Raw genomic sequence first — 10854 nt, forward strand, 5'->3', positions numbered from 1 at the left:
GGTACGGAAAGTTGGGTTCATTGTTTTTTTCATGTTGTTTTTCCTTTATCAAATATATGCGAAATCCTCAAAATGGATACAATGAATGTTTTGATTGATTTCGCTGTGTTTTTTGATTTCAGGCTGCCTGAATGTATCCAATATCATTTTCAGGCAGCATTGCTCAATCAAAGCAGATGGTTGATTAATGAGAAACCCAGCCATCATCGGTACGCATTAAATAAACGGTGGTTTCATAGCTGTTTTCTGGCACGGTCATCCCGTTGTATTCATAAGCTTTCATTTCTACGCGAATAGGACATTGGTAGCGTTTGCCTTCCCCATCTACTTTGCTACAACTGCCAAGTTTGCTGATAGACATATTGTCTAACATGTTTTTCGTCAAATCTTCCATACTGCTGTCGCCTGTTCCAGCTGTGACAATCGCTGACATGGATTGCATTGATGCTGGTACCGCAGACTTTGCAAACGTGTTTTTAATGTCTTGTTCACTGGGTTCACTGCTGCACGCGCTCAGCAACACAGCAGTAAAAGCGGTCAAAATGATGGTTTTTTTCATTGTATGGTCTCCTGTTTAATTAAATTGCTTATGTCATGGACATGGTTTTGGTTTCAGGCTGCCTGAAACAGCAATGGTTTTTTTTGCACTAACCTATAATCCTATTATCCTAAATTGGGTTATTAGGGTCAATCCATTATGCTTGTTTTTATGAAAAAACAACGCACTTCTCTTTATTCCCCTGAAATGGCTTGGTTGCGCCGTACTTTTGTCAGTAGGCGTTTGGAACTGGGTTTATCCCAAAAGATGCTGTCTGAACGCATGGGGGTGATTCTGTCTTACATCGGTAAAGTAGAAACGGGCGAACGCCGTTTGGACATTACCGAATTTATTCGTTATTGTGAGGCTTTGGAATTGGAGCCTGCCGATGTGCTGAATGATTTGCGCCAGCAAATGCAATGGCAACATCCACCGATGCCAATGTAATGCTCACCATGCCGTTTCAGGCAGCCTGTACAATCATCAGATTGGAGATGGACAATACAGCAATGCACTATTCGTTATCCGATACCCAACCTGCATCGGTGTGGCGCACCTGCATCACAATATAAATGCTCAATTGATGTGCTTCTGGTGGGCTTCCTGAAAGTTGCAACGTCAGCTTAATGGGACACAATAGGTATTCACTTGGCGCAGTCTCTGGCTGACAAGCGGTGATTTTGTGAAGTGAAATGGCATTGGCGTATTCTTGACGGTATTTTTCATCATCAAATTTTTTGCTGCCACGACTGAATATGTCTTGTAAATAAATGGTTTTGAGTTCTTCTGCACTTGGCTCATGTTTGCCACACGAGCTGAGCAGAAACACAAACAAAATGGTCAATACAATGGTGCGTGTCATGATTCAATTCCTATCGTGTGTTCAAATCGGCATAAATGGTTTGGTTGAAATGGTGCAGGCTGCCTGAAAGCTAGGGGCATGTTTTCAGGCAGCCTATGCCTGTTTCTATCAATGGATGAAACCTGTGGGTTCATCCATTTTTTCTGCCATTTCCTTTTCGTGCCATTGCATCAATGTTGTGCATTCCAGTTGCATGATATCGTCATACATCATTGGGAAATGCCGTTCACACAATTGCAATGTGATGGTGTGGCGTTGATGGTTGGCTGTCTGTTTGATGCGTTCTTCATATTCCACCAATGCGCGTCCCATTGCTTGCTCCAAGCGTTTTTGCACTTCACGCGGCGAATGGTTTTGCAATTTATTCAATATGTCATAACTCAATTTGGCAGATGAACAGCGTTTGAGTTTCATTTGGACACGCAGTTGCCGATACATTTTTTGTGCGATTTGCCCCATTTGTTTCACATCGGGTTGCCAAATCCAATAAACATGGGCACGCGACAAAATGCTCTCGGGAATTTTGTTCACATCATTGGCAGCGGCAATCCAGTTGATGTGGCTGGCATCAATTGGTAATGCCAAAAATTCATCTTGGAAACGTTTAGCGGTATCTTTTTCCCATAAACCATGCAAAGCATTAATCGGCGATGGATAATGCGCATTACGTGATGATTTATCAATTTCATCAATGAAAAACACGAAATTGGCAACTGGCGATTGAGCGATTCTTTGTGCAACTGCACCTGCTGAACCATTGCTCCATTTTTTGCTTGTTCCCGTCAGAATCATACCCGTAGTGGCTTTTTCAAACGATTCTTCATAAAACGGCAAACCCAAAATCTGCGCCAATTGATATGCAAACAGGCTTTTGCCCACGCCTGGCTCGCCACCCAAAATCATCGGCTTAAACACAAACGGACGATTGCAATGCGCCGCCATCAATAATTGGGCTTTTAAATCTTGAATCGGCTGTCTGAAATTGGGCATCTGCTGCAATAACTCATCCAATTTGCTTAAAACACCTTTGTTCAACATGACCAAAGATTTGGCTTGGCACAATCGCTCAATTAAATCCAAAGTGTTTTTGCCATCTGGTTTGTTAAGCGGTGTGTGCTTTTCCAAATCCAATCGTTGGCGTTGAGACAATTTGAGCGGGGTAACAGTACGCATCATGATTGTTTTCCTTTCATCATCAAATTCACAATATCGGCTTTATCTTGCCAAGCAAGTCAGACCATTTAAGCAAAATTTGTGAATATCAATACATCACAGATGGTTTATATGCGACAGAATTGTTAAGCACAATTATAGGCGCTTTTTTGAATTTTGCAACATTTTTTCCATTATTGATGTTTAATTTGTTGTTTTTCTTGTTCATTCAAATGAGCAGCATAAGGTAAGAGGCATTTATGACAGAATAAACAATGGCTTGTTTGATTTTAGAAGTTGCACACCAGCAAAAAAGGCATACATCTGTATGCCTTTGTCTGTGTGTGTTTTCTGTCTGTACGATGAAATGTGGCAGATAACAAATCCCATCACGCAAGCAAACGATACCCATCTGTCTGCCATACCGCCACATCAAGCAAATTCACGTTTGCCAATTCTGCACTTGAATACAAACGGAAATACTGTTTCCAAGCCCTTTGGTGTTCATCAAAAACACGCACACGATGTACGCCCAAACCATATAGCTCATAAACGGTGTTTAAGGTCTGCATCACATTGCCCTGTATGTGGCGCAATGGACTGGTTTGGATTTCGGTATCGGGCGCAAATCGCCCTTTGTTGTCTTGCCAAATGCGTCCTGTGGCAAAGTGTTCAACGGGATTGGGGGCAAACGCCAATCTGGTTTGGCTTTCCAGCAATGGGCAGTACAACGATTCAATGCGCCAATGGAATAAGACGGCATCGGGCAGTGGATTGTGAAGGTGGGACATGGTGTTGCCTTTCTGTGTGCTGTGTTGGTTGTGGTGTGATTTGTGATGTGCAGGCTGCCTGAAAGGTAGAACAATGTTTTCAGGCAGCCTGCACAGCTTCATCTGCGCTCAATTTGTCATAAACCCCATTGCAAACGAAGCTGTGCGATTGCCGTCGCCATGCAATTTGGGCAGATGGTGCAGCGCAATATGCGTTTTTTGCGGATTGGCGGCATACGCGCGCGCCAGTGCCAAGTACAAGCGTTTTTTCATATCACGCGGTGCGTACATCAACAGTTGTGCCATCACTTCGTCATTCAAAGTTTCTGGCAAACAATCTTGCAATTGGTGTTCTTGGCGTAAGCGCTGATAAACCTGATTGATGATGGTGTGCATCTGATTTTCATCGGGCAATTCAATCTCATACACATTGGCGCGTGAAAGAATACTGTTGGGAATGGTTTCAATGCGGTTGGCGGCGGCAATCCAATTGATGTGGCTGGCATCAATCGGCACATGCACGCATTCATCTTGAAATTTGATTGCGGTGTCGGGTTCCCATAATGCGTGCAGCACATCGCTGGGCGAAGGAAAACGGGTATCGCGTACGCCTTTGTCAATTTCATCAAGGAAAAACAGGAAGTTGGCAATCGGGCTGTTTGCCATGTTTTTCAGCAATTGACCTGGGGTCGCATTGCTCCATGTGAAGGACGTGCCACACAAGGTAGAGCCTGTGGAGGCATTTTCAAAGGATTGCTCAAACAAAGGCAAACCCACAATCTTCGCCAATTCGCTGACAAACAAACTTTTGCCCACCCCAGGTTCGCCCAATAAAATCATGGGCTGAAAGGCAAACGGTTTTTTGGCTGCCTGCAAACAGACAAAGGCTTTTAAGTCGGTGATGACTTCGGCAAAATTGGGCATCATGGTTTGCAGTTTGTCCAATTGTGCCAAAGTGCCGTCTTCGGGCAAATACACCAAACGTTTGGGCTGCATCAGTTGGCGCAATGTGGTTTCATGAACGGCGGTTTCTTTGCGGCTTTTTAATTGGCACAGCACACTGTTAAAGCGCGCATAATCTGTTTTGTTCAGCAAATGCACCCACTCGCGCGACAAGGACAAATCATCTTCTTCGGGCAATCCGTCCCATTCATCGGCACAGTCAAAGCCATCTGTATCGCCCACATTTTCGTCCAATGCGCCCAACAAAATCTGTTGCAAGCGTTCTTCATGGCTGACTTTTGGCATAGGGGTGCGGCTGCGGCTGATATGGCGTACGCCATCTTCATCGTGTGCCAAAGCACGTTTTGGGTTCAAACAACGCTGTGTTTTCATCATGGTCTCCTTGAAATCACGATGGCTGTTCATGCAATAGCCATCGGTCTGATTTTTGATTTATCCGTCTTTACTTTCGTTTCAGATGGTTTAACATACGGATAAATCAAAAACAGGCGCATCATACACCATGATTGCGGTATTTTGCAACAGTAAATCAACTATTGATTATCATATGACGGATTGATACAATGTCCGATTGACTTAAAAAACATTGATGTACCACGAGAAAAACCTTATGTCCGATAACCAAGTGCTTGTTTTTGATGAATCATGTTTGCAAAAGTGGTCTTCACGCAAACCCCGTGATGACAAAAAAGAGCAACTCTCCGCGCAAACCGCGCCCATTCGTGCCGAACAGGTGTTGTTGAACGAAATTGCCCGTGTCTGTTTGCAAAAAGCGGCGGATTTACGCAGCGTCATCCACCCCGATGGTTTGCACATTGCCATGAATGATTGCCTGATATTGGCAACCGAACAGCTGATTCAGGCAACCGCGCAACGTTTTGAACAACACCATTACGGCGTGTGGTCGTTCAATCCCATCAATGCCCCTGTGGTAAACGATTGGACCAACTTTCGTTTTACCTACCGTTTGCCCGATGATTTGTATCAAGAAGTGGCGGCGGCAATTGTGTGCTGGCGCAGAATGAGCGGTGTGAATTTGAGTTTCAGCCTGTTCATCAACTATGCGGTGGTGGCGTTTTTGCAGCAAGAAGGCTTTGTGTTTTACGGTGCCGATGAGCAACCGATTGCGGATGCGCTGACTTTGTATCAAACACCCGAAGCCGAGTTAAGCAAAATTGAATTGTGTTTGAATGGCAGCCTGCACCCCATTTGCAGGCTGCCTGAAAGCAGTAAAAATGAATGTGGGCTGCCTGAACAAAACGGCAGACAATTTGCGGCTGTCTTTTATCCCGATAACCGCAGGCTGCCTGAAAGCCCTGAATCACACGAAACCGAAACCAGTATTGCATTTCGCATCCCAACCATCATGTCGCGTTTGGTCAATATGTGTTCCTGCGCCGCACAATTGGCACATGCAGAAGAAATGCGGCAATACGACCCGCAATCGGGTATGCAAGTATCCAAAACATTGGAAGCCGATGCCCATGCTGCGTATTCGTTTGACGATGTGATTCGCCAAGCCATGCAAATGTATTTGGAATTACAGGCATACGCACAATACACCCAACAAACGCTCTGGGGCGAACCTTATGCACAGGTGTTTAACGATGACAGCCTGATTGCTGCTTTGCCACCGCAAACCACCGAACGCCCTGAACGCAAAACCGAATACCACCGCTTTTGGCTGAACGTGCCACAAAGTTTGCTGGATAAATGGCGACAACACCCAGGCTCGGACAACAATAAATTGATGATGGCATTGACGGTATGGTTGCAACTGCATGGCTTGTACGTTTGCAATGCCAGCGATAATGCAGCACACCGTTTGGCAAGCATCAGCCTGTGGCAATATTGCCGTATGGCAACGGGGCATGAGCAATATGCGATTGTGATGCGGGATTTTGATGGGCGAAGTGATGTGCAATCCTATCCTGCTGAGGTGTTGTTTCGTTTGATTGCCAGCGTGCAGCCTGGGTTTTATCGGGAAGAGGATGAGGGGTGGGGGTGAGATATGAGGCATAAATTCAATTATTTTTAAGAAAAATGCTGCCTGAAAGGTGTTTTTCAGGCAGCATTTTTGCAAGTAATCAGATTTTGTTGGAATTTTGCAAAATTATTTGGTCATTTTATAAGGCTGTGTTTTGATATCGGATTGATGCAATAGGTATAAAAATCGGGACAGCCCCAATTTTTATACCTATTTTTCATTTTAAGGCGGAGGTGGTTCATCGGCATCATCAAGACCATCTCTATTTAAACCATGAGATGTGTCTAAACCATCTAAATTAAAATAAGCCGTTCTGCCTTTGGTTTGTGCAATATGCAAAACTCCTCGTTCTATCAAATCAGCAATATCAGCTTGTGTTTCTTCGTAAGTGCACTTGGCAATGTTTTTCCACTTTTTATGGTTAATTAAGCCTTCAAATCCATCCAGCAGTTTGGATAATACTTTTTGCTGCCGCAAATTGAAAGATTCATATGGCCATTTTTGCCAAAATTGTTGGCGCATTAAAATTCCATTCAATATGATATGCGAATGTTCAATTGCATCTGCAACCGTATCTAAAAACCAATACAACCATTCTGAAACATCTTGATTACCATGGCGGTTTTGACACTGATTCAGGGCTTCATAATACGATTTTCTGTCTTTCTCGATTTGAGCCGAGGTGCTGTATAAGCGTTGTGGCATATTATCTGCGCGAGCCAAGAGCATATCACTGATTGCTCGACCGATGCGACCATTACCATCATCAAACGGGTGTATGCATTCAAACCAAAGATGTGATAGGGCTGCTTTAATATAAGGGTTATGCTGATTATCAGTATTAACCCAATCTAAAAATCGATTCATTTCAGACAAAAGGTGTTCTGCTGGTGGTGCAATATAGTGTACTTTTTCCCGTCCCATAGAGCCAGAAACAATTTGCATGACACCCTGTTTATCAGAACGATAATGCCCCACATCAATCGCGTATAAATCACTTTTTCCATCAGGAAACAAATTTTGATGCCATGTACATAATCGTTCATGAGTAAGCGGTAAGTGGCAGTTGCGTGTGGCATCCAGAACCATATCCACAACACCTTCTACATCACGTTCTGTTTTTGCAACCGCACCCACATCAACACCTAACCTATGCCCAAGTGAAGAACGAACTGAGTGATGATTTAAATATTCACCTTCTATTTCACTTGTTTTGATGACATCAACAATTGCCGTTTCCAATTCTGTCTGAATCTGAAATTGATACCCCAATAGTTGAATGCGATTCAACAAATTTTGATGCGCTGTTTCAATCTCATTGAGCAAGGGTTGAATCAGATTGGCGTTATAGTACCAATCTGCCCAATTTTCATCTTGCCAGATGTATCGTTTTTCGCAGTAAGGTGCAATAGGCATACCATTTCCTATGTTTTTATGATTGGTGTTTCATACAGCGTGGTGATATGACAAGAATTATCCTTATAATCTAACCGTTTATCATTTTCAGGCAGCATTCTTTTATATTATGTTGTATTCTAATATCGTGTTGATGATAGAGTTTAAGAAAAAATCGGGCGTTTTCCCGATTTTTTCTTAAATTTTGATTCGCTTATAATATATGGAAAAAACTAAACTGATTTATTTAAGTAACTTAAAGCACTGCTTCAATATAAATGCTGTGTTTATCGTGTCGTATTTTAACACAGCAAGTGGTTTGATTTATGAATCTATCGAGATACACATCGAAAAATAGTGTTGGTTTTGGATTGTCATTTACCAACTCTTCAACCTATCCAACATCTCCGCCAACGAATACGCCCCTTGCAATTTTTCGGTTTCAAATACCATCAAATATTTGTATTTTCGTCCGTCATTGAGTTGATTGGCGGATTCTTCCCACGCTTTTCCTGCTTGGATTTTGTCAAGGCTATCGCTACCGTCCAACTGATTGCCTTTGGTTTCCAATAATACAACCGTGCCTTTTTCGGTCAGCAATATAAAATCAGGATAATGATTTAAAAATGCATTGATATAAAAGCCTTTATTTTGCAAATTTCTGTGCCAAAATTTCAGATGAATGTCATCGTGATTCAAAATTTCACGCAAAATTCGGCTTTCAAAATCATTTATAATTTTGCAGGTTTAGGCGATGTGGTTGCTTTTAATATTGCTCACTTTGATAAAGACAGCAAAATTGCCGAACATTTGGACATTATTGAGCCGATTGGAAAAATGGTAATGGAAAATTTTAATTGCTGATTGAGTGCTAAAAATACCGCTTGGATTTTTTGGGAATTTGAGTGGTGTTTTTAATTTTTAGCTGTGTTTAGATAATGGGTTGATACCGAATTAAGGCTTATTTTACCCATACCGTCATTCCCGCGTAGGCGGGAATCCAAGTTGGAATCCCGTTTTGTCATTTAAAATCGGTATTGATGAATATCCAAAATGGATTCCCGCCTACGCGGGAATGACGCAAAATCTGAAATCAACCCAATATCCAAACACAGCCTTATTTTTAAAATTGAATGCTCGTCTTCGGAGATATGCTGACGCAGGTTTTCTGCTTAATTCAATAAATCAAATGCAATCGGAAATTCTTCCGAAACACCCAGTACAACTTTGGGTGTTTTATACGTATGTTTAACCGCAGGCAGCACAGAGCGAATTTCATCTGTGTACAAAACTGCAAAATCTTCGGATAAAGGCTGATCTGAATCAGAGTGGCTACTCATCGAGCCTTGCGCGTAGTAAGAAACCAAGTCCATAACTTCTTCTCGCGTACTCACCAGTTCTGGATTGCCGTTTTTAATGTGTCGCTCATCGTCTTTTTCCAATTTGCGTTGCCACCACCAAAGAAGCACCGCGGCTCAAACGAATGCCGTTTACACGTTCACCACCATACAAGCCACCCAGCAAGGCTTGCGCACCCATTGTGGCGCGGTTTGGTTCGTCAAAAATAAACACGCTAAATGGGAACATGGCGGCAGCACGAAATTCATCGCTGCCTGAATAGCTCAATTGTTCCGTTTGACGCATTTTGATGTTGCCGTGTTCATCATATTGCGGCACGCCATCTTCATCCACAACAGGTACATCCACAACTTCGTTGTAGGGAATGCCTGAGAAGAACGTTTCATCACGACCTGTACAGTTAATGTGGCAAATCAACACATCGCGTTCAGGATCTTTGGGGTATACGCCTTTTTTGAAAATAACGGGGTTCAAGCCTTCATTTTTAATCGCCTCAACCATTTCAGCCACGCCGCGTTCGGTTTTACCCATACCGTTACCACCAATCATGCGATAGGTGATGACATCAATTTTGGATGTCAGGTCGGTTTCGGTTCGCTCTTGAAACAATTTAGCCAGTGGAATGCCACGACTTTCCGCTTGTTCCACATAATTTGCAAACATGGACGCACCGCTGCTGCTTGCCATTTGCAAAGCCTGACCCAGTGTGCGTTTCATTACTTCACGATTACCCGTCATGTATTTACTCCTTGAAATTCAAAAAATGGTTATTCACCCATATAAATAGATACGTCATTGTAACAAAACCGCCTTGATAAACAAAAAGCCGTCAGAAGGTTAGAACAGAGTGCAGAGGTGCGGTCGCGTTTCTTTTTAAGTTTGTAGTGATTGGGTTTTGGTGACAAACGCTGGTTTGATTTCATTCACTGGTAACGCCCAAATGGCACTCAAAGGAAAAATGCAATATTTGATTACATATCTTTTGGGTTAGTTGTTTTGTAAAGATAAGACACAAAATAATTATTTTGTCAAATTATTACTTCCTATAATTATCATGATTTGTCACATCATTGTTTTTATAAGAAAAAATTGCTTAAAACCTTTTTCTTGTGAATTTTTACCATTTAAAATGTACCATTTCGGTTCAGATAAACCTAAAACTGAATTAAAACTCTACATTAACAAACGTTAATTTTTTGTTAAAATTTAAATTATGTTATGTGTAAACATTTTTTTTGTTGTTTTTTGTTTTGGTTTTGTAAAATGTTTACAAATTAGTTTATTAGCTCTATTTATTACTGTTTAAAAACAATAACATAATTTTGTCACCGCAAATGTGACAAAATTATCATTTAAAAACAGTTTTTTGTATTCGATATCTCATTTTGTCACAAAATGCACCACCTTTCCGCATGTTTTAAAAATGGCATATTTCCTTTTGTTTTCAATTTGTTGTGTAAGTTTGTCACAAAACACAAAAACAGTTGTCACAAAGCATTTTTTTTATTTTCTTTTATAAAACAACGAACTTTACGTATTTTATCGATTTGTCACCAAATTTTGGGATAAGATACTGTTATTAAAAAACCAAAAGAACGATTTTCAGGGTTTTTTGGGGTTTATTTTTTATACTGAGAGAAATTTTGTACATGTATTATTTTTTGATGTGACAAATACCGAAAATAGGTGTTTTTACCTCTTTTTTTTTTGACAGAAAGTCGTTTAAAAACAAGGTTGTGACAACATTTTTAGGCTTTGTGACAAAAAAGACGTTGTCACACCTTTATTTATATATAACTATTTAATATATATAGGTATTTATCTCTAT

Annotated in this window: 13 protein-coding genes; 3 read left to right on the plus strand and 10 right to left on the minus strand. The window is 41.5% G+C overall.

Going from position 1 to position 10854, the window contains the following annotated elements; translation table 11 throughout:
• Positions 1-48: 48 nt before the first annotated feature.
• Entirely contained in the window at positions 49-204 is a 156-nt protein-coding gene (locus tag Q4B82_RS08555; protein WP_303066037.1) for a hypothetical protein, read from the minus strand.
• On the minus strand, positions 185-559 hold the full coding sequence (locus Q4B82_RS08560) for a hypothetical protein (protein ID WP_303066038.1): 375 nt from the start codon (positions 557-559) through the stop codon (positions 185-187). Before Q4B82_RS08560 ends, Q4B82_RS08555 begins: the two co-directional genes overlap by 20 nt.
• 150 nt (positions 560-709) lie before the next feature.
• Between Q4B82_RS08560 and Q4B82_RS08565 the strand changes: the two genes are divergently transcribed.
• Entirely contained in the window at positions 710-985 is a 276-nt protein-coding gene (locus tag Q4B82_RS08565) for a helix-turn-helix domain-containing protein (RefSeq protein WP_303066039.1), read from the plus strand.
• Between the two features lie 67 nt (positions 986-1052).
• Here Q4B82_RS08565 and Q4B82_RS08570 read toward each other — a convergent pair whose 3' ends face one another.
• From Q4B82_RS08570 to Q4B82_RS08585, 4 genes are all read right to left on the minus strand, one after another.
• On the minus strand, positions 1053-1400 hold the full coding sequence (locus Q4B82_RS08570) for a hypothetical protein (RefSeq protein ID WP_303066040.1): 348 nt from the start codon (positions 1398-1400) through the stop codon (positions 1053-1055).
• A gap of 108 nt (positions 1401-1508) precedes the next feature.
• Positions 1509-2576: an ATP-binding protein gene (locus tag Q4B82_RS08575; RefSeq protein ID WP_303066041.1), complete on the minus strand. Its 1068-nt coding sequence runs from the start codon at positions 2574-2576 to the stop codon at positions 1509-1511.
• Between the two features lie 365 nt (positions 2577-2941).
• Complete coding sequence (locus tag Q4B82_RS08580; protein WP_303066042.1) at positions 2942-3343, minus strand: hypothetical protein; 402 nt, start codon at positions 3341-3343, stop codon at positions 2942-2944.
• Between the two features lie 108 nt (positions 3344-3451).
• Positions 3452-4657, minus strand: coding sequence for an AAA family ATPase (locus Q4B82_RS08585; protein ID WP_303066043.1), 1206 nt, complete (start codon positions 4655-4657; stop codon positions 3452-3454).
• Between the two features lie 238 nt (positions 4658-4895).
• On the opposite strand from Q4B82_RS08585, the gene Q4B82_RS08590 reads away from it, so the two are divergent.
• Complete coding sequence (locus Q4B82_RS08590) at positions 4896-6293, plus strand: hypothetical protein (protein WP_303066044.1); 1398 nt, start codon at positions 4896-4898, stop codon at positions 6291-6293.
• Between the two features lie 201 nt (positions 6294-6494).
• Here the strand turns inward: Q4B82_RS08590 and Q4B82_RS08595 are convergent, their stop codons facing one another.
• Together Q4B82_RS08595 and Q4B82_RS08600 are read right to left on the minus strand one after the other, a co-directional pair.
• Complete coding sequence (locus Q4B82_RS08595; RefSeq protein WP_303066045.1) at positions 6495-7688, minus strand: Fic family protein; 1194 nt, start codon at positions 7686-7688, stop codon at positions 6495-6497.
• Positions 7689-8045: 357 nt separating this feature from the next.
• The gene (locus tag Q4B82_RS08600) at positions 8046-8267 is read right to left on the minus strand and encodes a hypothetical protein (protein WP_303066046.1); all 222 of its coding nucleotides are present in this window, start codon (positions 8265-8267) and stop codon (positions 8046-8048) included.
• A 63-nt stretch (positions 8268-8330) separates the two neighbouring features.
• On the opposite strand from Q4B82_RS08600, the gene Q4B82_RS08605 reads away from it, so the two are divergent.
• Positions 8331-8531: a hypothetical protein gene (locus Q4B82_RS08605; RefSeq protein ID WP_303066047.1), complete on the plus strand. Its 201-nt coding sequence runs from the start codon at positions 8331-8333 to the stop codon at positions 8529-8531.
• 308 nt (positions 8532-8839) lie between these two features.
• On the opposite strand, the gene Q4B82_RS08610 is transcribed toward Q4B82_RS08605, so the two are convergent.
• Both Q4B82_RS08610 and Q4B82_RS08615 read right to left on the minus strand, forming a co-directional pair.
• Entirely contained in the window at positions 8840-9136 is a 297-nt protein-coding gene (locus tag Q4B82_RS08610; RefSeq protein ID WP_303066048.1) for a hypothetical protein, read from the minus strand.
• Positions 9093-9764, minus strand: a complete 672-nt coding sequence (locus tag Q4B82_RS08615) for a hypothetical protein (RefSeq protein WP_303066049.1) — start codon at positions 9762-9764, stop codon at positions 9093-9095. Before Q4B82_RS08615 ends, Q4B82_RS08610 begins: the two co-directional genes overlap by 44 nt.
• Positions 9765-10854 lie beyond the last annotated feature (1090 nt).

Source organism: Alysiella sp. (genome assembly GCF_030525755.1).
Lineage (GTDB): Bacteria > Pseudomonadota > Gammaproteobacteria > Burkholderiales > Neisseriaceae > Simonsiella.